Source organism: Dyadobacter sp. AC419 (assembly GCF_979253085.1).
In genome coordinates, this window is sequence record NZ_CEEDCD010000032.1 from 50,708 (window position 1) to 77,696 (window position 26,989).

Annotated in this window: 37 protein-coding genes and 3 pseudogenes; 24 read left to right on the forward strand and 16 right to left on the reverse strand. The window is 45.9% G+C overall.

Features of this window, described 5'->3' with window-relative positions; translation table 11 throughout:
* Complete coding sequence (locus tag AC0IYG_RS30890; protein WP_471714847.1) at nucleotides 1-1,287, reverse strand: M43 family zinc metalloprotease; 1,287 nt, start codon at nucleotides 1,285-1,287, stop codon at nucleotides 1-3.
* The gene (locus tag AC0IYG_RS30895; RefSeq protein WP_471714848.1) at nucleotides 1,268-2,215 is read right to left on the reverse strand and encodes a PhoH family protein; all 948 of its coding nucleotides are present in this window, start codon (nucleotides 2,213-2,215) and stop codon (nucleotides 1,268-1,270) included. Before AC0IYG_RS30895 ends, AC0IYG_RS30890 begins: the two co-directional genes overlap by 20 nt.
* Before the next feature lie 246 nt (nucleotides 2,216-2,461).
* On the opposite strand from AC0IYG_RS30895, the pseudogene dnaB reads away from it, so the two are divergent.
* Nucleotides 2,462-4,078, forward strand: a pseudogene (dnaB, locus tag AC0IYG_RS30900) (replicative DNA helicase).
* Here the strand turns inward: dnaB and rlmD are convergent.
* Nucleotides 4,075-5,475 carry a 23S rRNA (uracil(1939)-C(5))-methyltransferase RlmD gene (gene rlmD / locus AC0IYG_RS30905; protein ID WP_471714849.1) on the reverse strand — a complete coding sequence of 467 codons (1,401 nt, stop codon included), beginning with the start codon at nucleotides 5,473-5,475 and terminating at the stop codon, nucleotides 4,075-4,077. The pseudogene dnaB and the gene rlmD overlap by 4 nt on opposite strands.
* Nucleotides 5,476-5,537: 62 nt before the next feature.
* Between rlmD and AC0IYG_RS30910 the strand changes: the two genes are divergently transcribed.
* From AC0IYG_RS30910 to AC0IYG_RS30935, 6 genes are all read left to right on the forward strand, one after another.
* A complete protein-coding gene (locus AC0IYG_RS30910; RefSeq protein ID WP_471714850.1) occupies nucleotides 5,538-5,789 on the forward strand; it encodes a hypothetical protein in 252 nt (83 codons plus the stop codon).
* Between the two features lie 59 nt (nucleotides 5,790-5,848).
* Entirely contained in the window at nucleotides 5,849-6,715 is an 867-nt protein-coding gene (locus tag AC0IYG_RS30915) for a hypothetical protein (RefSeq protein ID WP_471714851.1), read from the forward strand.
* Nucleotides 6,663-7,745 carry a T9SS type B sorting domain-containing protein gene (locus AC0IYG_RS30920; protein ID WP_471714852.1) on the forward strand — a complete coding sequence of 361 codons (1,083 nt, stop codon included), beginning with the start codon at nucleotides 6,663-6,665 and terminating at the stop codon, nucleotides 7,743-7,745. Before AC0IYG_RS30915 ends, AC0IYG_RS30920 begins: the two co-directional genes overlap by 53 nt.
* A 394-nt stretch (nucleotides 7,746-8,139) precedes the next feature.
* A complete protein-coding gene (locus AC0IYG_RS30925; protein WP_471714853.1) occupies nucleotides 8,140-8,478 on the forward strand; it encodes an NAD(P)-dependent oxidoreductase in 339 nt (112 codons plus the stop codon).
* Nucleotides 8,456-8,824, forward strand: coding sequence for an NAD(P)-dependent oxidoreductase (locus AC0IYG_RS30930; protein WP_471714854.1), 369 nt, complete (start codon nucleotides 8,456-8,458; stop codon nucleotides 8,822-8,824). Before AC0IYG_RS30925 ends, AC0IYG_RS30930 begins: the two co-directional genes overlap by 23 nt.
* Before the next feature lie 278 nt (nucleotides 8,825-9,102).
* On the forward strand, nucleotides 9,103-10,425 hold the full coding sequence (locus AC0IYG_RS30935) for a porin (protein ID WP_471714855.1): 1,323 nt from the start codon (nucleotides 9,103-9,105) through the stop codon (nucleotides 10,423-10,425).
* Here the strand turns inward: AC0IYG_RS30935 and AC0IYG_RS30940 are convergent.
* Nucleotides 10,422-10,877, reverse strand: coding sequence for an SRPBCC family protein (locus tag AC0IYG_RS30940; protein WP_471714856.1), 456 nt, complete (start codon nucleotides 10,875-10,877; stop codon nucleotides 10,422-10,424). The genes AC0IYG_RS30935 and AC0IYG_RS30940 overlap by 4 nt on opposite strands.
* A gap of 210 nt (nucleotides 10,878-11,087) precedes the next feature.
* Here AC0IYG_RS30940 and AC0IYG_RS30945 point away from each other — a divergent pair, with 210 nt between their 5' ends.
* Complete coding sequence (locus AC0IYG_RS30945) at nucleotides 11,088-11,258, forward strand: hypothetical protein (RefSeq protein ID WP_471714887.1); 171 nt, start codon at nucleotides 11,088-11,090, stop codon at nucleotides 11,256-11,258.
* The gene (locus tag AC0IYG_RS30950) at nucleotides 11,209-11,436 is read left to right on the forward strand and encodes an SRPBCC domain-containing protein (protein ID WP_471714857.1); all 228 of its coding nucleotides are present in this window, start codon (nucleotides 11,209-11,211) and stop codon (nucleotides 11,434-11,436) included. Before AC0IYG_RS30945 ends, AC0IYG_RS30950 begins: the two co-directional genes overlap by 50 nt.
* 48 nt (nucleotides 11,437-11,484) lie before the next feature.
* Here AC0IYG_RS30950 and AC0IYG_RS30955 read toward each other — a convergent pair whose 3' ends face one another.
* From AC0IYG_RS30955 to AC0IYG_RS30970, 4 genes are read right to left on the reverse strand one after another with little or no spacing between them, the layout of a single operon-like run.
* On the reverse strand, nucleotides 11,485-12,552 hold the full coding sequence (locus tag AC0IYG_RS30955; RefSeq protein ID WP_471714858.1) for a helix-hairpin-helix domain-containing protein: 1,068 nt from the start codon (nucleotides 12,550-12,552) through the stop codon (nucleotides 11,485-11,487).
* The gene (locus AC0IYG_RS30960) at nucleotides 12,518-13,042 is read right to left on the reverse strand and encodes a hypothetical protein (protein WP_471714859.1); all 525 of its coding nucleotides are present in this window, start codon (nucleotides 13,040-13,042) and stop codon (nucleotides 12,518-12,520) included. The genes AC0IYG_RS30955 and AC0IYG_RS30960 overlap by 35 nt, the downstream gene beginning before the upstream one ends.
* Nucleotides 13,005-13,181 carry a hypothetical protein gene (locus AC0IYG_RS30965; RefSeq protein WP_471714860.1) on the reverse strand — a complete coding sequence of 59 codons (177 nt, stop codon included), beginning with the start codon at nucleotides 13,179-13,181 and terminating at the stop codon, nucleotides 13,005-13,007. The genes AC0IYG_RS30960 and AC0IYG_RS30965 overlap by 38 nt, the downstream gene beginning before the upstream one ends.
* Entirely contained in the window at nucleotides 13,178-13,591 is a 414-nt protein-coding gene (locus AC0IYG_RS30970; RefSeq protein ID WP_471714862.1) for a Tex-like N-terminal domain-containing protein, read from the reverse strand. Before AC0IYG_RS30970 ends, AC0IYG_RS30965 begins: the two co-directional genes overlap by 4 nt.
* A 114-nt stretch (nucleotides 13,592-13,705) precedes the next feature.
* On the opposite strand from AC0IYG_RS30970, the gene AC0IYG_RS30975 reads away from it, so the two are divergent.
* From AC0IYG_RS30975 to AC0IYG_RS30990, 4 genes are read left to right on the forward strand one after another with little or no spacing between them, the layout of a single operon-like run.
* Entirely contained in the window at nucleotides 13,706-13,840 is a 135-nt protein-coding gene (locus AC0IYG_RS30975; RefSeq protein ID WP_471714863.1) for a hypothetical protein, read from the forward strand.
* Nucleotides 13,815-14,000 carry a hypothetical protein gene (locus AC0IYG_RS30980; protein ID WP_471714864.1) on the forward strand — a complete coding sequence of 62 codons (186 nt, stop codon included), beginning with the start codon at nucleotides 13,815-13,817 and terminating at the stop codon, nucleotides 13,998-14,000. Before AC0IYG_RS30975 ends, AC0IYG_RS30980 begins: the two co-directional genes overlap by 26 nt.
* 35 nt (nucleotides 14,001-14,035) lie before the next feature.
* A complete protein-coding gene (locus AC0IYG_RS30985) occupies nucleotides 14,036-14,281 on the forward strand; it encodes a ThuA domain-containing protein (protein ID WP_471714888.1) in 246 nt (81 codons plus the stop codon).
* Nucleotides 14,257-14,553: a hypothetical protein gene (locus tag AC0IYG_RS30990; protein WP_471714865.1), complete on the forward strand. Its 297-nt coding sequence runs from the start codon at nucleotides 14,257-14,259 to the stop codon at nucleotides 14,551-14,553. The genes AC0IYG_RS30985 and AC0IYG_RS30990 overlap by 25 nt, the downstream gene beginning before the upstream one ends.
* Here the strand turns inward: AC0IYG_RS30990 and AC0IYG_RS30995 are convergent.
* The 5 genes from AC0IYG_RS30995 to AC0IYG_RS31015 form a co-directional block, all read right to left on the reverse strand.
* Entirely contained in the window at nucleotides 14,543-14,758 is a 216-nt protein-coding gene (locus AC0IYG_RS30995; protein ID WP_471714866.1) for a hypothetical protein, read from the reverse strand. The genes AC0IYG_RS30990 and AC0IYG_RS30995 overlap by 11 nt on opposite strands.
* 158 nt (nucleotides 14,759-14,916) lie before the next feature.
* Nucleotides 14,917-15,498 (reverse strand): RsmB/NOP family class I SAM-dependent RNA methyltransferase, encoded by a 582-nt coding sequence (locus AC0IYG_RS31000; RefSeq protein WP_471714867.1) that lies wholly within the window; start codon nucleotides 15,496-15,498, stop codon nucleotides 14,917-14,919.
* Between the two features lie 23 nt (nucleotides 15,499-15,521).
* Entirely contained in the window at nucleotides 15,522-15,686 is a 165-nt protein-coding gene (locus tag AC0IYG_RS31005) for a hypothetical protein (RefSeq protein ID WP_471714868.1), read from the reverse strand.
* 49 nt (nucleotides 15,687-15,735) lie between these two features.
* Entirely contained in the window at nucleotides 15,736-15,879 is a 144-nt protein-coding gene (locus AC0IYG_RS31010; RefSeq protein WP_471714869.1) for a hypothetical protein, read from the reverse strand.
* Nucleotides 15,863-16,144 (reverse strand): hypothetical protein, encoded by a 282-nt coding sequence (locus AC0IYG_RS31015; RefSeq protein ID WP_471714870.1) that lies wholly within the window; start codon nucleotides 16,142-16,144, stop codon nucleotides 15,863-15,865. Before AC0IYG_RS31015 ends, AC0IYG_RS31010 begins: the two co-directional genes overlap by 17 nt.
* 218 nt (nucleotides 16,145-16,362) lie before the next feature.
* Here AC0IYG_RS31015 and AC0IYG_RS31020 point away from each other — a divergent pair, with 218 nt between their 5' ends.
* From AC0IYG_RS31020 to AC0IYG_RS31040, 5 genes are read left to right on the forward strand one after another with little or no spacing between them, the layout of a single operon-like run.
* Nucleotides 16,363-16,707, forward strand: coding sequence for a hypothetical protein (locus AC0IYG_RS31020; RefSeq protein ID WP_471714871.1), 345 nt, complete (start codon nucleotides 16,363-16,365; stop codon nucleotides 16,705-16,707).
* The gene (locus AC0IYG_RS31025) at nucleotides 16,664-16,936 is read left to right on the forward strand and encodes a hypothetical protein (RefSeq protein ID WP_471714872.1); all 273 of its coding nucleotides are present in this window, start codon (nucleotides 16,664-16,666) and stop codon (nucleotides 16,934-16,936) included. Before AC0IYG_RS31020 ends, AC0IYG_RS31025 begins: the two co-directional genes overlap by 44 nt.
* A gap of 49 nt (nucleotides 16,937-16,985) precedes the next feature.
* Nucleotides 16,986-17,240: a hypothetical protein gene (locus tag AC0IYG_RS31030; protein ID WP_471714873.1), complete on the forward strand. Its 255-nt coding sequence runs from the start codon at nucleotides 16,986-16,988 to the stop codon at nucleotides 17,238-17,240.
* Complete coding sequence (locus tag AC0IYG_RS31035) at nucleotides 17,201-17,500, forward strand: cation:proton antiporter domain-containing protein (RefSeq protein WP_471714874.1); 300 nt, start codon at nucleotides 17,201-17,203, stop codon at nucleotides 17,498-17,500. The genes AC0IYG_RS31030 and AC0IYG_RS31035 overlap by 40 nt, the downstream gene beginning before the upstream one ends.
* A gap of 31 nt (nucleotides 17,501-17,531) precedes the next feature.
* The gene (locus AC0IYG_RS31040; RefSeq protein WP_471714876.1) at nucleotides 17,532-17,969 is read left to right on the forward strand and encodes an SRPBCC family protein; all 438 of its coding nucleotides are present in this window, start codon (nucleotides 17,532-17,534) and stop codon (nucleotides 17,967-17,969) included.
* 25 nt (nucleotides 17,970-17,994) lie between these two features.
* Here AC0IYG_RS31040 and AC0IYG_RS31045 read toward each other — a convergent pair whose 3' ends face one another.
* Entirely contained in the window at nucleotides 17,995-19,188 is a 1,194-nt protein-coding gene (locus AC0IYG_RS31045; protein ID WP_471714877.1) for a GAF domain-containing sensor histidine kinase, read from the reverse strand.
* A 455-nt stretch (nucleotides 19,189-19,643) separates the two neighbouring features.
* On the opposite strand from AC0IYG_RS31045, the gene AC0IYG_RS31050 reads away from it, so the two are divergent.
* The 5 genes and pseudogenes from AC0IYG_RS31050 to AC0IYG_RS31070 all read left to right on the forward strand — a co-directional run bounded on the left by AC0IYG_RS31050 (nucleotide 19,644) and on the right by AC0IYG_RS31070 (nucleotide 23,067).
* Entirely contained in the window at nucleotides 19,644-20,588 is a 945-nt protein-coding gene (locus AC0IYG_RS31050) for a DUF2147 domain-containing protein (protein WP_471714878.1), read from the forward strand.
* A 187-nt stretch (nucleotides 20,589-20,775) separates the two neighbouring features.
* A complete protein-coding gene (locus AC0IYG_RS31055) occupies nucleotides 20,776-21,021 on the forward strand; it encodes a hypothetical protein (protein ID WP_471714879.1) in 246 nt (81 codons plus the stop codon).
* A 253-nt stretch (nucleotides 21,022-21,274) separates the two neighbouring features.
* Nucleotides 21,275-21,529 (forward strand): helix-turn-helix transcriptional regulator, encoded by a 255-nt coding sequence (locus AC0IYG_RS31060; protein ID WP_471714880.1) that lies wholly within the window; start codon nucleotides 21,275-21,277, stop codon nucleotides 21,527-21,529.
* Nucleotides 21,454-22,218 (forward strand): helix-turn-helix transcriptional regulator, encoded by a 765-nt coding sequence (locus tag AC0IYG_RS31065; protein WP_471714881.1) that lies wholly within the window; start codon nucleotides 21,454-21,456, stop codon nucleotides 22,216-22,218. The genes AC0IYG_RS31060 and AC0IYG_RS31065 overlap by 76 nt, the downstream gene beginning before the upstream one ends.
* A 105-nt stretch (nucleotides 22,219-22,323) precedes the next feature.
* Nucleotides 22,324-23,067, forward strand: a pseudogene (locus AC0IYG_RS31070) (aminotransferase class I/II-fold pyridoxal phosphate-dependent enzyme).
* Nucleotides 23,068-24,067: 1,000 nt separating this feature from the next.
* Here the strand turns inward: AC0IYG_RS31070 and AC0IYG_RS31075 are convergent.
* Complete coding sequence (locus AC0IYG_RS31075; RefSeq protein ID WP_471714882.1) at nucleotides 24,068-24,274, reverse strand: prolyl oligopeptidase family serine peptidase; 207 nt, start codon at nucleotides 24,272-24,274, stop codon at nucleotides 24,068-24,070.
* Nucleotides 24,244-25,617 (reverse strand): S9 family peptidase, encoded by a 1,374-nt coding sequence (locus AC0IYG_RS31080; RefSeq protein WP_471714883.1) that lies wholly within the window; start codon nucleotides 25,615-25,617, stop codon nucleotides 24,244-24,246. Before AC0IYG_RS31080 ends, AC0IYG_RS31075 begins: the two co-directional genes overlap by 31 nt.
* A 382-nt stretch (nucleotides 25,618-25,999) precedes the next feature.
* Here AC0IYG_RS31080 and AC0IYG_RS31085 point away from each other — a divergent pair.
* A pseudogene (locus AC0IYG_RS31085) lies at nucleotides 26,000-26,874 on the forward strand (5'-3' exonuclease); the annotation flags it as partial.
* Nucleotides 26,875-26,989 lie beyond the last annotated feature (115 nt).

Below are 26,989 nucleotides of genomic sequence, written 5' to 3' on the forward strand. Positions count from 1 at the left end.
TTAGCGGATAACGAAACGTTTTGTAATCGTTTGTCCGCCAGACGAAACTTTATAAAAATACAAGCCGCTTGGAAAATTGGCTACATCAAGATAATTAAGGTTAACGGCATCGGCAATGATGCGGTGGCCCTTTTGGTCAAATACATTCACAGTAAAAATCTGATAGTTTGGTGTGTATACATTGGCAGTGAGGCGCTCACTTACCGGGTTGGGATAAAGCTCAACAAGCAGGTTTTCACCTGAGATTTTCGAATATTCCACAAGTTTTGCCCGTCTTGGACTGAGTTGCAAAACCGCATGCATCCGCTCCTTCTGATCATTGGTAAAAATGCTCATACAAGCGTCAGGAGAGTAATCCATGTAATTTTCGATCATATTGCGCGTGAGCGTGCCGCGGCATTCTGAGAAAACGGGTGTGCAGGAAATGTCGGTGGTTTCGTTTTTGGTAAAAGCAGTCGGTGTGTCGGCGCAATGATCGGTTCCGCAGTTGCGGTCGCCCCAAATGTGGATCAGGCCAAGCCAATGGCCCACTTCATGTGTGGTCGTGCGGCCCAGGTTGTAAACAGCACTTGTGATTGCTGGCGCATTCCGACCAAAATATCTGAAATCAATGACCACGCCGTCCGTCAATGCGTCAACCGCTTCTTCTTCGTCTGACGCCAATCCGGCCGTCAGCTCATTCACTTCCGTAACAACGGGAAATTGTGAAGTGCCTAAATATCGGTCTGAAAGCCTGCAAACCCAGATATTGAGATAACGGTTTGTGAGCCAGGCCGGCGATATCGCAGCCAGATCGTCCGACTCAGTGATCGGGCTGAACTGCGTTTTTTCATTGTAAGTTCTTAAAACGGTCACAAGCTTAAAGCGAATCCCCGTGTCAACGCCTAAGGAATCCGTATAAAAGCCCTTGTAACCCGATGCATTGCCATAATCTTCATTTAAAACGTCGATCTGGCTTTGAATTTGCGCGTCGGTAATGTTGGCATTTCCCTGACCGCCGATTGAGTTGCCTTCTTCGCTGTGGACCACATGCACAACGACAGGAATGGTGATAATTTCATCCGCAGACTTCCTTAATGCCTTGTTTATCTTGATCTGGTTTTGAATCGCCTCTTCGGATTTGCTTCGCAATCGTTGTAAAGCCGGATATTTTGCAATTTTGAGCGCTTCCAGTTCTGTGCTGGCGCAGCGTTGCAATAAAGCATCGCTATCCTGCGCCAGCATGAACGTTTTTGTAATAAAAATCAATAAAACGGTTAGCAGAGACTTACTGCTCAGATTTGTCATAAGCTGCAAGTATGTCTTTAACCAAACGGTGTCTTACAACATCAGAGCCGTCGAGCTCCACGAAACTAATGCCCTTTATGCCTTTTAACACGGCTAATGAGTCGATTAAGCCTGATTTAAGGTTTTTGGGTAAATCAATCTGGGACTTGTCACCCGTAATGATCGCCTTCGAGCTGGGGCCCATCCGCGTCAGGAACATTTTCATTTGCATAGGCGTCGTATTTTGCGCTTCATCTAGTAAAATAAACGCATTATTCAACGTCCGGCCACGCATGTACGCAAGCGGTGCAATTTCGATCACCCGGCTTTCCAGATATAATTTAAGCTTTTCAGGTGCGATCATATCGTCCAGCGCGTCATAAATCGGCCTTAGATACGGGTCAATTTTCTCTTTCAAATCACCGGGCAAAAAACCCAGGTTTTCCCCAGCCTCAACGGCCGGACGCGTTATGATGATTTTTCTGACTTCCTTATTTTTCAATGCGCGAACGGCAATGGCCACCGCGGTGTACGTTTTACCAGTTCCGGCCGGTCCTACTGCGAACACGAGGTCAAACTTTTCAGCTTGTTCAACCAGCAGTTTCTGGTTCGGCGTTTTTGCTTTTACGACCAATCCCTTATTGCCATAAATGATCACATCCGCATCATCCTCAGCACTGGCAACAGGAGATTTTACAACTCCATTTAAATAACCCTTGACATTATCATTGGTAACCTTTCCATATTTCTGGTAATGAGCTATTAACGAGTCCATTACGTCTGTGATACGGATAATTTCCGGGGCGGTGCCCTGAATGCGGATCTCGTTTCCGCGTGAAATAATTTTGCTTCCAGGGAAAGCGGCGGCAACTTCCTTAATATTCACATTATGAATACCCAAAAAATCCACCATTGAAACGTCCTCGAGCGTGATGATTTTTTCCAGCAAATGAATTAAAGTTTAGTGTTTGTCTATTTGTTCTAAAATTTAGTAATAATAACCAACAATTGTAAAACAAAGCGCGAGAAATACAATTATAGTGCCAGACTTTTCAGCCAAAATCAATGTTATTCCGAGCAACTGTTTCATTATCAGACCAGGACGAAAATAACCCTTTTTGGAAAAAAAATAATTGCCAGAACTTGCCCCCGCTTTCTTTCCTGCGCGGCCCGCTTTGCGTAACTTTGTGTTAATATGGAAAACGACAAGGCATCAGGCAATTTCTACAAATCAGGATCAAAACAAGGCAATTCCGCGAGGAAGACCGTAGGCACCAGAACACCTGGTATCGAACAGACTTTCAGCAAGTTACCACCTCAGGCCATTGATCTGGAAGAGGCTGTTTTGGGTGCTTTAATGATTGAAAAAGATGCCCTCACGGCAGTTGCCGATATCCTCAGACCCGACAGTTTTTATAAGGAAGCCCACGTCCGCATTTACACCGCGATCATCACGCTTTTTGCTGATTCGGAGCCAATAGACATGCTTACCGTGACTTCAAAACTGCGGAGCACGGGCGAGCTGGAATTGATCGGAGGAGCGCAATACATTATGGAGCTGACTTCAAAGGTTAACTCTGCCGCCAACATTGAATTCCATGCGCGTATCATTTCCCAGGCATTCATCAAGCGCGAGCTGATCAAGGTGGCGTCTGAAAATCCAGCGTGAGGCTTACGAAGACACAACCGACGTTTTCAGGCTGCTTGACAAGACCGAACAGAACCTGTTCCAGATTTCGGAATCCAACATTAAGAAGAATTACGCTGACATGGGTGCGCTGATGCGTCAGGCATTGGCAGAACTTGATCAGAAAAAGAATAATAAAGACGGCTTAACCGGTGTTCCATCGGGTTTCAGCGCTTTGGAGCAGATTGACATCAGGCTGGCAGAAAACGGAATTAATGATCCTCGCAGCCCGTCCGGGTATGGGAAAAACGGCGTTCGTCGTTTCCTCACTCCGCAATGCTGCCGTGGACTTCAACATGCCGGTTGCGATTTTCTCTCTCGAAATGTCCTCCGTTCAGCTGGTTAATCGTCTGATTTCGGCCGAAGCGGAAATTGACAGTGAAAAAATCAGAAAGGGAAGTTTGGCGCCGCATGAGTGGGAACAATTGCATCACCGGATCCACCGCCTGACCAATGCGCCGATTTACATTGACGACACCCCTGCCCTATCCATTCTCGAACTTCGCGCCAAATGCCGCCGTTTGAAAGCGCAGCACGACATTCAAATGATCGTGATCGACTGATCTTCAGTTAATGACAGGCGATACGGGCGGAAAAGGCGCTGGTAACCGGGAGCAAGAAATTGCGATGATCTCACGTTCGCTGAAAAACCTTGCAAAAGAGCTGGACGTCCCGGTGATCGCACTGTCGCAGCTTAGCCGTGCCGTGGAAACGTGTGGCGGTGAAAAGCGGCCTCAGCTTTCAGATTTAAGGGAATCCGGATCGATCGAGCAGGATGCGGATATGGTTCTTTTCCTTTATCGTCCCGAATATTATGGCATTACAGAAGACGAATCAGGTAATTCAGTTGCCGGAATCGGTGAAGTGATTGTTGCTAAAAACAGGGCTGGATCTTTGGACACGGTGCAACTTCGCTTTATCGGTAAATACACCAAGTTCACCGACATTGATTCACAATTTACGGCGGCACCATTCTCAGTTGACCGTCCGATCCAGACCACCAATCCGATTGCCTCATTCGAGAGCCAAAGCAAACCTGCTCCGGCGGGTGGAACGCTTCGGAGCAGGGCTAATGATCTGAGTAATTTTGATTATAAAGGCCCGGATAGCGAGCCTCCATTCTAAGACTTTCTGACCAGTAAGGCCACATTCTCAACATGATGCGTGTTGGGAAACATATCGACCGGCTGGACTTTGGTCACTTCGTAATCCTGGGACATCAATGCAATGTCGCGCGCCTGCGTGGCCGTGTTACAGCTTACATACACAATTCGGTCGGGAGCAGCTTTAAGAATCGTTTCAACAACTGGCTGATCCATTCCGGCACGCGGCGGATCTGTAATGATGACATCCGGTCTGCCGTGCATTTGCAGGAAGTTTTCATTCATAATCCCGCGCATATCGCCTGCAAAAAATGAAGTGTTTGTGATGCCATTCAGCTCTGAATTTCTTCGCGCATCCTGCACCGCAGCTTCCACATATTCTACGCCAACGACCTTTTTAGCTCTGCGCGCGACAAAATTGGCAATCGTTCCCGTGCCAGTGTAAAGGTCATAAACCGATTCGTTGCCGGTAAGACCCGCAAATTCACGCGCTACGCTGAACAGCTGAAAAGCCTGCTCAGAATTGGTCTGGTAAAACGACTTTGGCCCCACGAGGAAAGTCAAATCCTCCATTGTTTCGCGGATGAATGTCTCACCAGCATAATGTATCACTTCCTGATCCTGATAAGAATCATTGCCTTTCAGATTCACAATGTAGTTCAGCGAAGTAATTTCACTGTGCGTTTTATGCAAATAGGACATGACCTTTTCAATGGCCTCATCATTCTGCTCTCCAAACTGCACGATCACCATCACATCACCGGAATTGGCCGTCCTGACAACAAGGTTACGCAATGTGCCTACATTGAAGCGCACATCGTAATAAGGAATGCCATGCAGCTCGCCGAAATGATGCAGCGAATTACGGATCGTGTTCGACGGGTCCGGCTGCAAATGGCAATGGTCTACGGTGAATATTTTGTCAAAACGTTTTGGAACGTGAAAGCCAAGAGCGTGCTTCGTATAAGTCTGGCCAGAATCCATTTGCTCTTTCGTAAGCCAGCGCCAGTTTGAAAACGTAAATTCAAGCTTATTGCGGTAATATTCCGTTTTGGGTGCCGCAATGATCTCATTAATGCCCACATTCTTGATGTGGCCAATGCGCTGAAAATGGTCAACAACCTGCTGTCTCTTGAACTTCAACTGATGCTCGTAAGCAATATGCTGCCATTTACATCCGCCGCATACAACGTTATGCAGGCAATATGGGTCTGTTCTGAGGGAAGACTTTTTATGGATTTTGGTAACAATGGCTTCTTTTAATTTTTTCTTCGTTTTGACAACCTGCAAATCGACTATGTCACCAGGAGCCACATTTCCTTCTACAAAAACTACGCCGTCTTCTGATTTAAATATACATTTGCCTTCTGCCGCAAAATCGGTAATTTCAACGTATTCATACTTGATATTCTTAGTCATATTCCTTTTTTAAATTTCAAACTCTAAATCCTATCGGATAATTTCTACACCCAAGTCAAGCCATGAAAAAACGGTACATCTTGTTCATACTGATGCTGTTTGCCCTATCCAAAACCTACGCAACACACATCGTCGGCGGCCAGCTCTTCATCACCGAAAATCCAAACAACTATTATAACTATAACATTGGTCTGACCATGTATTTCGATGCCCTCAATGGCAACCCGGGTGCGGAAGACCAATTTGTTACGATCTACGTCTTTCGTAAACGTGATAATCAGCCTGTGGGTTATTTCTTGAGGCCCCAAAAATAGAACGAAAATCGGTCAACTATGCTAATCCGCTCTGCGGAATATCGACGCTGCAAACTTATATGATCACTTACAGCACGACATTAAGGCTCGAACCGACTGATTTCAACGATCCGCAGGGTTATTATATGGTGTGGGACCGCTGCTGCCGGAATGGCACGATCACGAACATTAAGGCGCCTGGCGATGCAGGAAGCTTGTTTTACCTTGAATTTCCTACGCTGTTCAAGAACAATGCGAATTACAAAAACTCCTCCCCTGTTTTCCCGGCCATTAAAGGTGATTATGCCTGCGTAAATTCTCCGTTTTTCTTCGATTTTGGCGGAAAAGATGCCGACGGTGACAGCCTTACTTACAAGCTGATCACGCCCATGCAGGGTTTTTCCGACAAGACAAATCCGAGTGTTGAAGCCAGAGGTTCGTCCAATTATCCGCGCCTCACCTGGATCGATGGCATTACAGTCGAGAACATCATTCCCGGCCCCAAGCCGCTGACCGTCGATGCTAAAACCGGAATGCTGTCCGTTACGCCGGGCAATGTGGGTTTATATGTGTTTGCCGTGCAGGTCGATGAATATAGAAACGGTGTTAAAATTGGGAGCCTCACGCGCGATTTTCAGCTCAAAGTAGTCGATTGCCCAAAAATGGATCCGCCCAAGCTTTTATTTAAACCAAAAGGCAAAACGACTTATTACACCGAAAACGACATTATCACCGTAAAAGAAGGCGATCCGAACTGCTTTGAAGTTATGGTAACCGACCCGACCGTTAACCAGATCATCCGCATCAATGGCCGCGCGGTGAACAATTCAAAAGATTACTTTTCAATTCTGCCTGCGGAATTTAAAACAAGCATTGCCAATGACACATTGAAATTTGAAATTCTGCCTGGACGAATGTTTCGTCACTTACGACAACCGTCCTATTAAAATTGAGCTGATCGCGGAAGATGAGAGCTGCCCGGTCCCGTTAATGGACACATTGAATATTTTTATCCGTCGCGAAAGCAGCGGCAACAATGCTCCAGAAGTTTCAACTTCACTGCCCGGCCAATATGTCCACGTCACGGCAGGCGTTCCCGTGCTGTTCACCGTTTTTGGTAAAGACATTGACAAAGACAGCATCGCACTTTCCGGCCGCGGTCAGGACTTCAATATGGTCGATCTGGCGATGGACTTTAAAGCGACCAGCGGCAAAGCGCAGGTGCAGCAAAAGTTCTCCTGGACGCCGCCTTGCAATGCGAAGAAAGGCGACACGCTCGCCGTCGATTTCAAACTGGAAGATATGCGCTGCGTCGGCAATCCGCTAGCCGTCTCGAAACCCGTTTACTTTATCGTTGACGAATCGCCCAACACCGCTCCTGCCGTTACGACTTCCCTGGATGTGCAGGAAGTCACTTACACGATTGGCAACAGTTCCGCCATTGTGTTCGATGTGCTGGCCTCCGATCCTGACACAAATTCGATCAGTCTGTTCGCCGCCGGTCGCGGGTTCAGCATCAGCGACGCAGGCATGCAGTTCGCGAACAAGACAGGCATCAAAGAAGTGACATCGCCCTACACCTGGTCGCCCGAATGCTCCATGCTCGAAGGACAATCCGAAAAAGCATTTCTGATCGACTTCATCACCCAGGACAAAAGCTGCGCCGCAGCAACGGACACGACGACCGTAAAAGTCATTGTGAAGGACGACACCTCCGACGTTGTTCCGGAGTTCCCGAATGTGATCACACCGAACAGCGATGGCAAGAATGATTGTTTCATCTTGGAGCAATTACCAGAAGACAACTGCGTAAATCAGTTCAAAGATGTTACCATTTTCAACCGCTGGGGCAAGCAGGTTTATTATTCCAAAATCCGCAAAAACTGGTGCCCTACTTCGATATCGCAAGGCTATTATTACTATGTTGTTGCGTTCACAAATAAGACATACAAAGGCGGGTTAACCATTCTAAAATGATTAGGACCTTTTCCTACAAATGAAAAGGCGCATGTGAATCATTTGTATTTAACTTATTAAAAGCTAGGTAAACTTTAAATGGTAAAATAAAATACGCCTAATCAAAAGTTAAATTCATTTGTTCAATATTTTACATTTAAAAAAGCATATACTTTTATTACATTTTTTATGGCTTATTATTTTAAAATGTTTTAAAATACAATATATATGAATAGTATTAAATGTATGTAAACTTATGCTTGATTATAAGCACATTAGCTATTATTGGATTTCATTATAAGAGTTTATTCGGCAATGCCAAGTAAACAAGCGCGAGCACAACCTTTACATTTTAGTCAGTCATCTTCTCTGCCAATTCATGGCATTGGAACATTTACCCTAAAAAAATCACGTAATGAAAGTAGCATTAATCGGCGCAACAGGATTTGTTGGCACCCAGGTTTTGAAAGAATTGGCATCGAGAGGACACGAGGTCACAGCCATTGCAAGGAACATTGATAAGATAGAAGCAGACAGCGAACTGGTAACACCGAAGTCCGCAAATGTGCTCGAATCAAGCGAAGTTGCAGCAGCTGTTAGCGGTCACGATGCAGTGGTAAGCGCATACAATCCCGGCTGGACAAACCCGAACATTTACGCGGAATATCTGGAAGGTGCGCAGGCCATTCAAGCTGGTGTAAAGGATGCAGGCGTGAAACGTTTTCTGGTCGTTGGCGGTGCAGGGAAGTCTTGAAGTAGCGCCGGGTTTACAGCTGATCGACACGCCCGATTTTCCGGAAGAATACAAGCCAGGTGCTGGCGCTTCGCGAGAATATCAAAAGATGCTTCTAAGTGAAAATGATCTGGACTGGACATTCCTGAGCCCTGCCATAGAAATGCATGCGGGCACTTCGGGTGTAAGAAAAGGCACGTATCGCACGGCCCTCGAGCACCCGGTTTTTGATGAAAACGGAAGAAGCATCATCTCGTCGGAAGATCTGGCCGTTGCCATTGTGGATGAAATCGAGCAGCCAACATATTTATCAAAAGAGATTCACGGCCTCTTACTAAGCCTAAAAACCGTCTTTAAAGTATATTAAGGCACATTTCATAACCTTAACATACTTTTTTTTATTACATAACATTTTGAAAGTATAATACTAATTAAATGTATATTATGTAATTAATGGTCTAAACATTCAAAACATAAGAACAGTTTGAAAAATATTAATAGGAATATATTTCACGCACATTCTTCTCATTTAATAAGCACAATAAGCTTCATACCTAACAAAGGAAAAGTTATCACCATGAGGGCAGAATATTAAAGGAAATTAAGGTTCTTTGTACTCATTTTGACGACACCAACTTCCTGATAATGAAATTCCGCGTAACCGGCATTCTTTTGCTATTCCTCATACTTTCTAGTTCCCAGGCATTTTCACAGCGCTTTTTAATGGACCTTGTGGACACGACCAACCAAATGGGAAAAGGAATGTTGTCCATTTATGAGCGATACAATCGGGTCAGGATAAGCGGATACATTCAGCCACAATTTCAATACATTTCAAAGGAAGGCGCGGAAAGTTATAATGGAGGCAATTTCTCGTCCATGTCCAACAACCGGTTTATGTTACGCCGGGGTCGGCTTCGCGTGGATTACGCACATTTGAATGAAAATGCTGACCCCACTTCTTACTTCGTATTTCAATTCGACGGCACAGAACGGGGCGTTGCCATCCGCGATTTCTGGGGAAGGTTTTACGAAAACAAGTTCAAGATTTTTGCCCTCACAACGGGAATGTTCGCGCGGCCATTCGGCTATGAAGTGAACCTCTCTTCGGCAAACCGGGAAACGCCGGAGCGCGGAAGAATGTCTCAGATCCTGATGAGAACGGAGCGCGACATTGGTGTAATGCTCACCGTCACCAGCCGAAAGTCTCTCGAATGGCGGCAAAAGTTGAAGCTCGATGTCGGCGTTTTTAACGGGCAAGGCATGGCCGGCCCGGTTGATTACGACAGCCATAAAGATGTGATCGGTCGCCTGAGCATTAAGCCGACGAAACTGTCATCGCTCGGGAATGTGACAATTTCAGCTGCGGTGTCGGGTTACAAAGGTGGGATCACCAGCCAGTCCGAAACATTGTATCGCACCAAAATCAATGCGGGAGAATATGTCATGATGCGCGATTCGGCAGCTGGCAATTTCCGTAAAACGGCTCCAAGGAATTATGCCGGTGCAGACTTCCAGCTTTCCATTCCCAATGTAAAAGGTGAAACGGAGTTCAGACTTGAATTCATCCGCGGACAACAAACCGCAACATTAGCAAGCAGCGAAACCCCGGGCGTTTATCCGGTTACAAATGGAAGAAAGGATCCGCTTTACATCCGGAAGTTCGACGGCGCTTACTTTTACTTCTTACAAAACCTCGGAAGTTTAGATCATCAGTTTGTGGTAAAATACGATTGGTATGACCCAAACAAACTCGTTTCCGGGAAGGAAATCTCCAACAGCAGAGGTTTTACCAAAGCAGATCTTCGCTATGACACCATTGGAATGGGCTACGTTTACATTCCCAACGAATCGCTGAAATTCATGTTTTACTACGACTTCGTCAGAAACGAGAAATCTGCATTGAAAGGATTTGAATCCGACGCACCGGACGATGTTTTCACGGCGCGGGTTCAATACAGCTTCTAAACGCCAAAGCGCTCAACCAGCACTTTTTTCCTGTATTCAAATATCTGATTTACTTCATTCCTGACAAACACTGCATTAACAATGTCACCAATGAAGCCCAGCGGGACTTTGTAGTTGAGGATATCTTCCATTAATACGCCGCCCGGAATTGCCGTAAAGCGGTGCTGATGATGCCAGAAAGCATAAGGGCCAAAACGCTGCTCATCGACAAAATACTGTTTATCAGCAACATGCGTAATCTCGGTGCACCATTTCAATGGAATGCCCAAAACGGGCGTAACAATGTATCGGATAATCTGACCGGGATACATGGTTGCTCCATGATGCTTCGAAGTGACAATGAAACCCATTTTGGCAGGCGTAATCTCTTTTAAATTGGCCGGATTGGAAAAAAAAGACCAGGCTTCGTCAAGTGAAATCGGCAGCGTTTGTTTGAAATATAATTCTTGCACTGTTTGCGGTTTTGAGTTTGATGAATATACGGTAAAAGATACATACCAGACCAAAAAGGCCGCTATTGGCACGGTTTTCTCTGCAAATTGATCAGACATAATTCCGAAAACATGAACAGAAAACTGATTGCAACTACGTCAATGTCGATCTATTCCAGCCCTTCATCGGTGTGGAAAGCGTTGATCGATCCAGAAATTGTTAAACAATATATGTACGGTGCGGAAGTCTACTCTGACTGGCACGTCGGCAGCCCGATTACTTATAAGGGAGTTTGGGACGGCAGACCTTACGAAGACAAAGGCACTATTCTGGAGATTATGCCGGGAACGCGTGCTGAGTTACACCTATTGGAGCCCGTTATCCGGAACAGACGATTTTGAAGACAACTATGCACACGTCACTTACCATATCTCACCGTTCGACGATGAAACAACTTTAACGATCACTCAGGATAATCTGGAAACGGAAGAAGCTGTCGTTGCTGCGGAAGAAAACTGGATGAAAGTGATCCGCAATATCAAGCACATTCTCGAAGAAGACCGCAAGCATGTGCTTTAACAAATGAAAAAAGCCAATCCGCGTTAGCATACCGGATTGGCTTCTTGTTTATAGTTTCATACTAAGTGCAATGCGCTTTCTTGCTAAATCAACTTCGGTGACCTTTACGCTGACAATTTGCTGAAGCTTCACAACTTCATTCGGATCGCGGATAAATTTGTCCGCCATTTGCGAAACATGGACGAGCCCATCCTGCTTCACACCCACATCAACAAACGCGCCAAATGCCGTAATGTTAGTCACAATGCCGGGCAGCACCATGCCTACCTTTAAGTCTTCCGGTTTACGCACGGAACTGTCAAACTCAAATTTCTTCACGCCTTCCCGCGGATCTCTTGATGGTTTTTCCAGTTCAAGTAAGATGTCTTTCAGCGTAGGCAAGCCCACCGAATCACTGATATACTTTTCCGGCTTGATCTGCTTTCTCAGATCAGGCTTTTGCATCAAATCCTTAATTGTTGCGCCTGCATCTTTTGCCATTTGCGAAACCAGATCATATCGCTCAGGATGTACAGCACTGTTATCCAATGGATTAGCTCCATTTTCAATGCGTAAAAAGCCCGCAGCTTGCTCATAAGCTTTCGACCCGAGCCTCGGCACTTTCAATAATTGTTGCCTCGATTTGAAGTCGCCATTTTTTGCCCGAAAATCCACGATATTCTGCGCCAGAGCCGTTCCCAGGCCCGAAACGTAGCGTAAAAGATGCTTGCTAGCCGTGTTGAGATTTACGCCTACGGAATTTACGCAGCTTTCCACGACTGTATCCAAAGCATTTCGCAATGAATTTTGGTCTACATCGTGTTGATACTGACCCACTCCAATAGATTTGGGGTCGATTTTAACGAGCTCGGCCAGCGGATCCATCAATCGCCGCCCGATAGAAACAGAGCCACGAACGGTCACATCCTTGTCCGGAAACTCCTCGCGCGCAACGTCAGATGCGGAATATATGGAAGCGCCTTGCTCACTAACCATGAACAATCCGACCTCATCTGCCTTGCCATTTGAAGCCAAAAGTTTCCTTACAAAGTCTTCCGTTTCCCGGCCGGCAGTTCCGTTGCCAACGGCAATTGCTTCGATCTTAAATTTTTGTATGAAGATCAGTGAGCCGCGCATTTGCGTCTCCCGGTTTGTCGAAAGGATAAATGACCTGATCTGCCACAAGATTACCCTGACTGTCCAGCACAACGACCTTGCAGCCTGTGCGATAACCCGGATCAATGGCCAGAACATTCTTTTGCCCCAGTGGCGAAGCAAGGAGCAGTTGCCGCAAATTTTCCGTAAACACCTGAATGGCAGCAATGTCTGCTTTTTCCTTGGAAATATTGGCAAATTCTGTTTCGATGGACGGTTTGAGCAATCGTTTATAACTATCGGAAATCGCGAGTTCCATCTGCGTCAGGACAGCGGGCGGACCTTTGCGGAACAACCGGTCCAGGGCTTCAATTGCCTGATCTTCATCTGGCGAAATGGTCACATTCAAAATCCCCTCTTCCTCACCCCTGCGAATCGCCAGCAACCGGTGCGATGGAATGCGCGAAAGCGGTTCTGAAAAGTCGAAGTAATCCTTATATTTGACGCCATCCTCCTCTTTTTTCTTCTTCACTTTGGCAGTTACGACGGCTCCACGCTGGAAGAGATTTCGGATTCGCGAAACGCGGATCCTGATTCTCGTTGATCCACTCTGCGATAATGTCCCGGGCGCCCTGCAATGCATCCTCAACCGAGCCGACCTGATCATTCATGAATTCTTTCGCTTTACGCTCAGGAGCAGACTCTTTACCGTTAAAAATGAGCTGTGCAAGCGGTTCCAGCCCACGCTCAATTGCTGTGCCCGCACGCGTGCCTTGCGCTTTCGTTTGTAGGGCAGATAAACGTCTTCCAATTCAAGCAGCGAGAACACATTTTCAATCTTCTTGCGCAGCTCCGGCGTCATTTTACCCTGTTCGTCAATGCTTTTCAGGATCGCCTCCCGCCGCTTTTCCACTTCCTGCTGTTTTTGCCACGAATCTTTTATCGCCCCGATCTGCACTTCATCCAGCCCTCCGGTCGCCTCTTTTCGGTAACGGGAAATGAATGGCAATGTCGCGCCCTCTTCAAAAAGCTGTATCGTATTTCTAACCTGCTTTTCAGAAAATAGCGGTTTGCTGGGCAATCAGGGGATAATTCATGGTTATAAATCGGGTATTCGTGAACGGCCTGGTCAAAAAATCTTTCCGCAAATAAAGCAGATATTCGTAAATTTAATGACTTTAACTTTTCTAAACCCATGCTCCAAATACTCAGAAATCAAAGCACAAACGTGCTGGCCGCAATGCTGTTCCTGCTCCTGTTCGCACAAAACACATTCGCTCAATCGCAGCCAAAATTCAAAGTCATTGCGTTTTTTACAGGGAAAAAATGACCGGGCGCATGTCAGCTTTGTGGGTGAGGCCAACAAGCGCTTTCCGGAAATGGCGAAGCAAAATAACTTTACATATGATTCGACAAGCAATTGGAATAACCTGAATGATGCATTTTTAGCCAATTATCAGGTTGTTCTGTTCCTGGATACGCTGTCCTGAGACGCCCGAACAAAAGAGCTGCTTTTCAAAAATACATCGAGAAAGGCGGTGGCTGGCTTGGCTTCCATTTCGCGGCGTTTGCGCTCACGCCGTCTGCTTATCCCCAGAATTGGGACTGGTATCACAATGTATTTCTAGGCTCCGGTCAGTATAAAAGCAACACCTGGCGCCCAACATCAGCGATCCTGAAAGCAGAAGATGCCAACAGTCCAGTTACCGAAAGCATTTCAGGAACATTCAAAGCTTCACCGAATGAATGGTATCGCTGGGAAAAGACTTGAAAGCCAACCCCGACATTCAGATTTTGCTATCAATTGATCCGGCGAGTTTTCCGCTTGGAACAGGCCCTAAGGAGCATGAAATCTGGCATAGCGGCTATTATCCAGTGGTTTGGACCAATAAAAAGTATAACATGGTTTATATGAACATGGGCCACAACGACATTGATTACGACAACAAAACGAACAAAGAGTTGTCGTTCACATTTGACAATCCTGCGCAAAGCAAGCTGATTACAGACACGATTTTGTGGCTTGGAAAAGCTAAAAAATAAGAATTCCTCCAACATTGCGACACTTAGTCCATTGTTGGAGGAATGCATAAAACTGTCTGAACAAGCTCAGATCAAGGATTTTCAGATTCGACTGCACCCACCTGATCCTTCGTCCGTTTCCTCGCGCAGGCTCTTCCGGCGTTGCGCGAGATCCCGTGCTCACTTCCGGTGCGTCCGTTCCCGGCACATCCGGAGTGGGATTCATCGGGGCTGTTTGGCCCGGTTCGGGTAACTTGTCGCGGGCGGCTGCTTATCGGGTGCTTCTGCAACCAGCGTATCATATTCTTCGTGCATCAAAAATTCCATAATCGCTCTGTTTATTTAAGCCCAAATGGAAAAAACCATGCCTTTGATTTGAATGTGCTATTTCTTCTGCATCAAGGCCATATAAAAGCCGTCTGACTGATCTTTTGCGGGCGAAGTGCGATGTGCGGAGATGAATTTCCACTCTTTGCCGTTGGCCTTCATGAACCGCTTCACCTGATTTTCAGACTCGGAAGGGAGAATGCTGCATGTGGCGTAAACCATCTTGCCGCCGGGCTTCACCATGCTGCTATATTTGGTCAAAATCTGCCACTGCACTTTCCGGATTTCATCGAGAAACTGCGGTTTCAGCTTCCATTTCGAGTCCGGATTCCGCCTTAAAACGCCCAGCCCTGAGCACGGGACGTCTAGTAAAAGCCGGTCTGCAGTCCCGGATAATTTTTCGATGATCTCATCAGATTGAATGACCATCGTCTCCAAATTCTTCACACCGTTGCGGGTTGCACGTTTTTCAAGCTCCTGCAATTTGTGATACTCAATGTCCATCGCAAGTATAGAGCCTTCATTTCGGAGCAACGCGGCAATGTGCAATGTCTTCCCGCCGGCACCCGCACAGGCGTCAATAACGCTTTGTCCTGGGTTAATGTCGAGATATGGCGCAATTAACTGAAGAACCGACATCCTGCACTTCGAAAAAGCCCTGCTTAAATGCTTCTTGATTTAACACATTCTGCCGTTTTTGCAAGATCAATGCATCTTGCATTCCTTCCGATTTGCGATGTTCCATCTTCGCCAAAAAGGGCCTTAACAGATTCTACATCGGTTTTTAATGTGTTCACACGGATCACCAATGGTGCCTGTTCATTCAATGCTGCAATCTCGTTATCCCAGTTTGCGCCGATTTCCTGAGCGCCGAGTTCATCGAATCCGATCGGGGATTGATTGCGCTATTTTCCTGACTGTCAGTCCTTCGTTATATTTTTCCAAAACTTCCTCCACGCTAATGCCTTCGAATTCCGGCCAGTCGGGCAGCGTGCTGTCTCCATCAACTTTTAAATGCAATGGTTTGATGAGCTTGCCACACGCCGACTATTTTCCAAAACTCTTCGACTTCATCGACTCTTTCCAAACCAGCAGAAAACTTGATCAATCGCCACCAGCGTACGATTTCGTAAGTGTTTCCCGCAATGAACGCACGGTCGCGGGCGCCCCACTTTTTGTTAGATTTCAAGAGCTGTTCCACAACGCGGTCTGCCTGGCGGTTTTTAATAAAAATGCTTTGCAACGCCTCAATGGTCGCCGCCACCAATCCTTTATATAGTTTCAAAATGTTCTTATTTAATGCAATGCTCTTTTTGATTTGGTAAAAATGGCGATGTCCGCTGGACAAAACAATATTTCGATCCGAAAGGCATGGTTTTTACTCGTAAAGCCTTATGGATAGTTACATGGTTACGCTGACGATAATTGGAATTGCGACGCTTGGCACGGCCTGGATGCCTTCTTTTACAAAACTCACAGGCATTTCCTGACTCGGTTGTTTATGTGCTTCTTGGCATTATCGTTTACCAGATCTTCGACATCTTACCGCATCCTAAACCACTGACATTCAATGTCGAAACGATCCATTTAACCGAATTGGTCGTCGTTATTTCACTGATGGGAACGGGGTTGAAAATCGACCGGCCTTTCTCATTCAGGTCTTGGAGTGTTCCTTTTCGCTTATTAACCGTCACAACGGCGCTCTGCATCGCAGCCGTCGCTTTCATTGCTTACTGGTTTTTGAAGTTTGATCTGGCTTCTGCCCTGTTGCTCGGTGCTGTGCTTGCGCTCTACGGACCCCGTTTTGGCCGCGGACGTCCAAGTTGGGCCGCCTATGGAGGAAATTAAGGACGAAGCGCGCTTCTCACTCACCGCAGAAGCCGGGATGAACGACGGGATGGCGTTTCCTTTCACCTGGCTCGCGATCTTGCTGGCAGGCTCTGCAACGGGCAATTTCAGTGAAGTGCTCGGCGAATGGCTGACCATCGACCTGGCCTATAAAATCGTCTCAGGTGTGGCGCTTGGCATTCTTTTAGGTCGGCTTATCGCCTATCTGATCTTCAATTTTTCCGAGTAAGCGCAAAGCCATCAGCCTTAATGATGGTTTTATTGCCGTAGCCGCAGCATTGGCCATTTTTGCGATCCGGTATGAGTTGCTGGGCGGTTACGGTTTTGTGGCCGTATTTGTGGCTTCGGTAACGATCCGAAAATCAACGAGCTTAACCATGAATTCCATAAAGATCTGCACAGCTTCTCCGACCAAACCGAGCGCATTCTCGTTGCCATTGTCCCTGCTTATTTTCGGCGGCAGCATTGTGCACGGGATTTTAGATCAGCTGACGTGGCCATATGCATTGCTGGGAATCTTTTTCTCGTCGTAATCCGGCCTGTTTCCTCGCTCATTGCACTGATTGGCACAAAACTGCATTTTAAAGAAAGACTGGGCGTAGGTTTTTACGGCATTCGCGGCGTAGGCTCATTTTACTATCTTGCATTCGCCTTACAGAAAGAAACCTTTTTAATGAGCGACGAATTGTGGTCAACCGTTTCGTTTATCGTGCTGCTTTCCGTTGCAGTTCACGGAACGACGGCGACCCGGGTCATGTCTAAATTGGAAGCGAAATTTTCAAAAAGCATTTAAAACTAGTTTTTAACCCTTAAAGTCAACAACTATGGAAACTGCAATCACAATTATATGTCCGCCAGAACTTACTTCGCGCCCGCTTGGACTTAAAGTCGAGCGCATGCTGGCACTTACGGTTAGTAAGGTTTATAAAGCCTGGACGAGTCAAATCGATCTTTGGTTCGCTTCTCCGGGCTCATTCCTCGGAAAACCCGAGCCTAACACGCCTTTTTACTTTGAAACATCATTCCAGGGAATCCGGCATCCGCATTATGGTCGCTTCCTTTCGCTTGTAGAAAACGAGCGCATTGAACTGACCTGGATCACCGGTGAAGACGGAACCCAAGGCGCGGAGACGGTTGTAAATGTGGAACTTGCTGGCCACGACTCCGGAACATTTCTGACATTGACACACGCTGGATTCGCGAGTGAAGATGCGAGGAATAAGCGTACAGGACGGCGTGGCCAATGGTGCTTCAACAGTTAGAGGAACGCATGTCGCGGCCAGCAGATTAATAAATGTGCTGCGGCAGGTTCACTTCAAAGCGCGTGCCTTTGCCAATCCCGGATTTAATGGACATGGCGCCTTCCAGGCTATCGACCAGATGCTTCACCAGCGCCAGTCCAAATCCAAAACCCTGCTCACCCATCGTGCCGCCTGTGGAAGATGCAGTTCCCGAAAGAATGGCTTTAATACTCTCAGCAGGCATGCCCACTCCCGTATCAGAAACTGCGATTTGCAACGTATGCACGTCCAGATTAATGATCAGTTGCAGGTCAACGGTTACCGAACCGCCTGGCGGTGTGAATTTGATGGCATTAGAAATGAGATTCCCGGTAATTTGAAGCAATTTGTTCTTCGAAACAGGGATATTTTCTGTCAAAACGCTCGTGTTAACCGAGAAGATCACATTCTTATGCACCGCCTGCGGACCATATAATTTCACCAGCTTATCTTTGAACATGATCAGATCAAAGCGGTTTGCATCCTGTGTGGCATTCGGCTGTTGCGCAGCCTTCTTTTCTTTATGCGCTTCTAGTATTTCCTCGGCCAGATCAAGGATGGAATTGCCACTTTTGTGAATCAAATTGGCAAATTCAAGCACTTCATCCATCTGATTGCTTTCGCCCTGGTCCCGGATGATCTGGGCAAGACCCACTATGCCGCCCAATGGCCCGCGAATATCATGCGCAACTTTCTTCTGCGTTTGTTTTGATTCATTCAACTTCGAACGCAGCGTTTCCAGCACTTTATAGGTTTTCAAACGGCCGACGATCTCATCCGCAATGATTTTGATCAATTCGATTTTCTCCGGATCCAGCACTTTACGTTCCTTGTCCAACACGCATAATGCACCAATGTGCAGCCCGGTGCTCGTTTTCAGTGGAACGCCGTAATAATAACGCACATTCGGATCGCCCGTAACGTAAAATTTGTCTTTAAACCGGTCATCATGTGTCAGATCGTCCACTTCGAAAGACTCAGATTCCATAATCGTGTATTGACAAACAGAATCTTCACGCAGCATTTGATCCAGGTCCAGACCGTAGTTGGAAATGGTCCATTGGGTAAGCGAATCGATCAGATTTACCAACGAAATGGACGTGCCCGTGACTTTTGCTGCAAGCTTGGCAAGGTCTTTAAATGTTTCCTGGTGGTCAGAATAATCGATGTCAAATTCAGAAAGGCTCAGTAGCCTTTCCATTTCATTTTCGGGAATCGGTAGAGGCAAGTTTGCTAGCACGTATTATAGAAGATGGTAGTTATAAGATTAAAATTACAAAAGGAATCTATTATAGAATTAATTCGAGCAAAAATTTCTGAAATGCAGCATAAGGCATGGGATTTATGCGATGCCTTGCCCTCTTGGAATAATTCAGTTTCCGGTTCTGCCGCAAACGTTGTATATTGTGAGCCCGGTCTGAAAAAAATTAGTATTTATTCCAGACCGTAATTATGTTATTCGAATTTAACATCGTTAGATCTGTTATCTATCAATGTCAGAATAAATTACAAATATAGATTAATGCATTTCAGGCCACTAATGGCACTTTATTCAATTTAGGCAGATTTGCAGCTGAATTTACGACCAAATTTCCAATTAGAATATTTTTAAGACACCAATTATAAAAACATACCTCGCCTAGCAGGACATTCGGGATGAACAAAATTACTTTTACAATACTTTTTGCATTTCTATTTATCAGGTGTTTCGCGCAAACTGAACCTGCGGACAAGATCTTAGGCGAGTGGATTAATGAAGAAAAGGATACGCGAATTGAGATTTATAAGACAGGAAATCAGTACGCAGGCAAGCGCATTTGGTCTGTCGACTTGATGGAAGCGGACGGCACTACAGCCAGGAAAGATGCCAACAACACGAACGAGAAACTGAGGACCAGAAGCCTTTTAAACGTTGACCTCCTGCAAGACTTCATATATAGCGAGGGAATCTGGGACGATGGGAAAATGTATGACCCCAAAAAGCGGAAAACTTACAGCTGTCTGATCAAACTGCGCAACGGAAAAAATGGAAATCCGCAGCTATGTTGGAGTGCCCTTGCTCGGCAGGACAACTTACTGGGAGCGCGTGTTATAGCTTCCAATTATGTTGGGAATTTCGTGATAGCTGCAGTCCTTAAAAATGCCGCTATCCCTCAGGGAAGTGCATTTTTTATCTGCCAAAAGGAATACAAAACCCGTTGCTGTTGTTGTTCTTTAAATACTCAACAAGAGCATGGGCAATATAAAATTAGGAATACTAGACCACTTGTCGTAAGACAAGGCGCAACCGTACGGGACGCCATCAATGAAACCGTTGCAACAGCCCAAATTGCAGAAGAGCTCGGATATAGCCGGTTCTGGGTTTCAGAACATCATAATTCTACATTTATTGCGGGATCGACACCAGAAGTGCTGATGGTGAAAGTGGCTGATGCAACCAACCACATTCGCATCGGATCGGGTGGCATTATGCTCCCAAATCACAGCGCATTGAAGGTCGCTGAAAATTTCCGGATGCTGTCGAAACACTCTTTCCAGGCCGCATTGACCTTGGAATGGGACGCGCACCGGGAACCGACCGCATCACTTCGTCCATTTTGAATCCTTCAAACGATTTCAGCGAAAGCAGTTATTTACGTCAAATTAGACCCATTTGCAGCATTTTTCCCGGGACACTGCCGGCACTGAGCGCGGATTTTATTTATGCATCGCCGCAGTCACCAAACTATTCCTGAGCAATGGATTTTGAGTTCCAGCGGGCAGCAGCGACATTGCGGCGCGATTTGGAATGGGATTGGCCGTTGCCAAATTTATCAATGGCTTTGTGAAACCAGATGTTGTAGAAAACTATCGCAAAAAATTCCGCCCATCCGATCAGCTCGCTAAGCCGCACGCCATCCTTTCGGTTTTTGTCCTTTGCGGGGAAACGGAAGAGCAGGCGCTGGCTATGCGCAGAATGATGGACTACATTCTGGTCGAATTTGAAAAGGGAAAATTTGGTCCCTTCCCGGACGCGGCAACTGTGAAGAATTAGGCAACTTTACAGCTGGCGAGCTGAACGGATCCGTTATAACAGCGGCCGCATTATTTCAGGGACCAAAGAGGCCGTTAAAGAGCAGTTGACCAAGCTGGCAAACGATTTCGACGTGGATGAAATTATCGTTTCCACAATGTCCGACAGCCATGAAAACCGCATTAAATCATTTGAGCTAATTTCTGAGGCATTTAATTTGAGAGAAACGGTTCAATAAGGCTATTTTTGTGACAAATCTGCCAGCCCGTCACAAATGAACCGTTTTGATCGCATTACTGCCATATTAATTCAGCTGCAATCACGCAAGATCGTGAAGGCTCAGGATCTCGCAGAGCGATTTGAAATCAGTCTTCGGACCGTATACAGAGATATCAGCTCGTTGGCGGAAGCCGGCGTGCCGATTATTGGGAGGCAGGCGTCGGTTATTCTATTATGGATGGCTATCGCCTGCCTCCCGTCATGTTTACCAAGGAAGAAGCGCGCACATTCATTACAGCCGAAAAGCTGATGGAGAAATTCATGGATCTTTCAACTGAATCACAGTATCAATCCGCCATGTTCAAGATCAAGTCGGTGCTGAGAAGCAGTGAAAAATCAATGGTTGAGAGCCTGGAAAACCACATTGAGGTTCGTCAGAGCGCAAAGCCTTTCTACACGGATAACAGCAATACGCTGGATACTTTGCTCAAAAGCATTACGGAGCGCAAAGTTTCACACATTAATTACAATGCGATCAGCGTAAATGATCCGACTAACCGCGCCATTGAGCCGGTGGGCATTTACCACGAAAACAACTATTGGTATATTATCGCATACTGCCATCTGCGCAACAGTTACCGCAACTTCCGGTCCGACCGCATTCACAAAATCGAGCTTACCGAACAGCCGTTTCAACATAAGCACGCGCCGCTGAAAGACTTTTTGTCACAAAGCTGGGATACCAAAAACCTGCGGCTTGTACGCATTAAAATAAACAGAAAGCAGGCACAATATCTTGATAGTCAGAAGTATTACTATGGCTTTGTTTCTGAAACGGTGCTGGAAAATGAAGTTGAAATGAGCTTCCTGACACCTTCCCTGGAATCATTTGCGCATTGGTATCTGATGCTTGCCGCGAGTTCCTGCATTTTAGAGCCCGAATCGCTTAAAGATATCGTCAGACGCTTGCTTGTGGATATCGCTGCGAAATTGTCCTGAGGGTCAATATATTGGTAAAATGATAATAATTATGTCTGTAATAAAAGACTATAATTTCCATCTACTAAATATTTTTATTTAATACATTTGAAATTATCCACTTAATTGTACAAAAAAATCAAATTTGAAACCTTACAACTCCACGCCGGCCAGCAGCCTGATCCCGTTACGAATTCTCGCGCTGTTCCGCTTTACCAGACAACATCTTACGTATTCAACAATGAGAACATGCTGCTTAACCTCTTCGCATTGAAGGAGTTCGGGAACATTTATTCACGGATCATGAATCCTACGAATGATGTTTTCGAAAAAAGGATTGCGGCTTTGGAAGGCGGTGTGGCGGCTTTGGCGACTGCATCCGGCGCTTATCGGCGCAGTTTATCGCTATTAATAATATTACGACAGTTGGCGATAACTTCGTGACCACCTCTTTCCTATGGGGGATCGTTCAACCAATTCAAGAATTCATTTAAAAATATCGGCGTTGAAGCGCGCTTCGCGGATGGCGACGATGTAAGCAGTTTTGAGAAGCTGATCGACGACAGAACGAAATTCATTTACCTGGAAACGATCGGAAACCCAAGTTACAGCGTTCCGGATTTTGAAGCATTTGCTGCGCTGGCCAACAAATATGACCTTCCGCTGATCGTGGACAATACATTTGGCGCTGCGGGCGCTATTTTTCAGCCCATCAAATACGGTGCGCACGTGGTTGTGCAATCGGCTACAAAATGGATTGGCGGACATGGCACTTCCATCGGCGGCGTGATCGTAGACGCAGGAACTTACAACTCGGGGGCAAGGCAATCAGTACGACCTACTTCTCCAGTGATTTCACGGCCTGGTTGACGACGTTTTCGGCGTTGGCGGGCCATTTGGCAACATTCAGTTCATCATCCGCGCCCCGTAACAAGGCTGCTGATGGGTCCTTCCCCATCGCCATTCAACGGACTCCATTCTGCAAGGACTCAACGCTGACATCACGCGTGGAAAGAATTGCAGAAATGCATCAAGTCTTAATGGCTTTAAAATCAGCCGCAAGTGGAAAGTGTAAATTACATTGGATCAAAATAAACATATATTACGTGCTTGACACAATCTGAGACACGCGGTTCGGCCGGGCGCGCCTCTTTCATTCAGCTTAAAAAAGGACTGGAAACAGCCGAGCAATTCGTTTATAACCGAAACTGATCAGCAACCTGGCCCAATTCGTAGGCGATGCAAACGCTCATCATTCACCCTGGTTCACGACGATCTCCTGAGCTAAACGTCAGATCGAGGAGCAGGTTCTGCCGTGTACACCCACCAGTTCCGCATATCAGTTGGAATCGAGCACATTGATGACATTATCTACATTGAAGGCGTATTTAGCGAACTTTGTAATGTTCGCATAAAATTTGCCGTAATGAAAGATTCTGTTCAGGCAAATTTTTAAGACGTCGCTCCTACTACTAACGCCCTTCTAAGGCAAACAAGGGAAACCTGCAGCGCCACTTCTTTCAGATATTCCAACTGCCTCAAGCACCGCCGTGGCCGGTTTTCAATTGCTTCAGCACAACAAATTTCCATCGGTTTAACGCGACTTGTTGAATTAGGCTGAGGAGTGCATGCTCCCAACTTGAGATTGAACTGTGCTGGACTGGTTGTGACCTAGGATGTTGGGATAAGCTTTTTTCTCCACATTGCATATGAAGTTTTATTAAAAGGTGATATTCTTGTTGTTCATTTACAATTCTGTCAATTTGTTGGTTGTTAGTCTTAGGTTTTCATTCAAGGATTGCTGTCACCAAACTGCAGAACGTTCCACACACCAGTGCAAAATGTTACCACACACACCACCAAAAGCTGCTTATGCCCAATGCGTGATGAGTGTATTTTGTTTGATCAGATATTCGGCGCAATCGATGAAATCATAGAATGTGTTCTTCTTCTTGAACAATTTTCCGTCTTCATACCATTGCCGCCCCATTTCCTGTCCGCCGCGCACGTGCGCAATCGCATATATGAAGCCTCGGTCCAGCAAGCTCAGCCTTGTGCTGCTGAAAGCGGCGTCCATACTGTTTCCATAGGATCCGTAGGCATATAAGTAGCGGCGTTTTTACTTTTCTCAGTTCCTTTTTTGTAAACAACAGAAATCGGCACTTTTACGCCGTCGCGGGACTCCGAGTAAAGCCGTTCCGTCACATATTCTTCGGGATTGTAGCCACCAACAACTTCCTGGCGCTTTTTCAGCTCCTTCTTCTTTGTTTCCATGTTGTAATCATACACGGAATTAGGCGTTGTAAGCGACGTGTAAACGTAACGCAGGTTGGTTGTGTTAAACTCCGGATTAGAGCTTGCATAAGCTGCATAAGCAGGCTCGCCAAAGTCCACATAATGTTCAGCATTGTTCTTCACATTCCGGATCCGGAGTTGCAGCAATCCATTTTTGCGTTCGGTTACAACCAGATAATCCTTAAATACATCGATTCCTTCCAGGAGCACATCTTTCCGGTTTGGGATTACCTCTTTCCAATGCTCCACGCCCGTTTTGTTCAAAGGCGTTTCCATGAGTTTGAAGTTGAGCGCATCCTTGTTGGTAACGATCAAAAACTTGTCATCATGGTGTTCAATGTCGTAAAGCACATCCTTGATCCGCGGCTGGAAAATTTCAAATTCACCCTCCGGCTTGTCCGCATCCAGGATCCTGTATTCCGACGACATTGTGGCCGAAGAAGCGATGATAATGTATTTCTCAGACTTCGTTTTGCCGACGCCGATATAATTGCTTTTGTCTTTTTCAGCATAAACCACAACATCCTTTTTGCTGTCCGCGCCCAGCGTGTGGCGCTTGATTTTTTCGCTCAGCAATGTCTTGGGATTCGTCGCTGTGTAGAAAAGCGTCTTGTTATCATTGCCCCATTCCGAACCGCCGCTGGCTGGGAAAATCTCATCTTTGAGCAATTCACCCGTTTCCAGATTTTTAATGTAAATGGTGTATTGACGTCTCGAAACCGTATCGACGCCATAAGCAAGCAGCCTGTTATCGGGACTTATGTTGAAGCCAACCGCAGAATAGTAAGGATGCCCTTCCGCCATTTTGTCGACGTCCAGCAGCATTTCTTCCGCCGCTTCCAACGTTCCCTTTTTCCGGCAATATTTAAAATACTGCTGGCCTTCCTCACTTCTTGTATAATACCAGTAACCATTACTAAACACAGGCACCGATTCGTCTTTCTCTTTGATGCGGCTTTTCATTTCAGTGAAAAGATCTTCCTGAAATTTCTTGGTGCCTTCCATCATTTTATCTGTGTAAGCATTCTCTGCTTTCAGATAATCGACGACTTTGTTGCTGTCTGGTCCTTTGCTGAAAAAATCAGCCATCCAGTAATACTCGTCATTGCGTTTGTCGCCATGCATGCCAGTTTCATGGGCTTTTTTCTTTTCTGCTACGGGAGGCGTTGCTTCCGGCCATTGATATGCTTGGTTTTATTTTTTCTTTATTTTGGTTACAGGAAAAAATAATAACAGCTAAAAATGGTAAAATGATTCGCATAAGGGAGCTTTTGAAGATTAGGGAAATACATTGCAAATGTTTTAAATGAACAATTCTTTTATTGCATTTTATATTTTTAAAAAGTATTTAACTTAAATATCTTTTAAAACTTATTATAAATACGATAAGAATTAAACTTTTAGAACTTTCTACACATTAACTGCCTTAAATCTACAAAAAAGCGGCTGCAAACCATTTCATCAGCGCACTTACATTATATTTGACTTTCGTAAAATAACAGACCTCATGGATAAACCCGTTCACAAACTTTTCCTTCTTGACGCGATGGCGTTGATATATCGTGCACATTTTGCATTTATCAAAGCGCCGCGCATTACGTCAAAAGGATTGAACACAAGTGCTGTTTTTGGTTTCACCAATACACTGCTTGAAGTTTTGCAAAAGGAAAAACCCACACACATCGGCGTTGCATTTGACACATCGGCACCCACTTTCCGGCACATTCAATATGAGGCTTACAAGGCGCAGCATGAGGTGCAGCCGGAAGATATTACCGTGGCAATTCCGCTGGTAAAAAAGCTGCTGGATGCGATGTGCATTCCCATTTTGGTTCTGGACGGTTACGAAGCAGATGACATTATCGGGACCATTGCGAAGGAAGCTTCGGCGGCGGGTTTTGAGGTTTTTATGATGACACCTGATAAGACTATGGCCAGCTCGTCAGGTCATGCCGGAAGATACAGCAGCCTGCATTCATGGGCAAAGGCGCGGAAGTGCTGGGCGTGCAGGAGATTCTGGACCGCTGGCAAATTCAGCGCATTGACCAGGTCATTGACATTCTCGGGTTAATGGGCGACGCCGTTGATAACATTCCGGGCGTGCCAGGCGTTGGCGAGAAAACGGCCCAAAAACTGATCGCTGAATATGACACGATTGAGAACCTGATCACCCATGCCGATGAGATCAAAGGCAAGTTGGGCGAAAAGATCAGGGAAAACATTGATAAGGCTGTGCTAAGCAAGCAGCTTGCGACGATCGACATTAAAGTCCCGGTTCCGTTTGATCCGGAAGATCTGACTGTTTGTGCCGCTAATGCAGACAAAATCATTGAGCTTTTTGACGAGCTCGAATTCAAAACATTACGAAACCGAATCCTTGGCCCGTGAAGCGGCGCACGAAAAACGCGAAAGCGTTTCACGATAAATGCGAAAACTAGAGAACGGACAATCGTAGGCTTGTTAATATCGGTTCTTCAATAAACGAACCAAGTAAAAA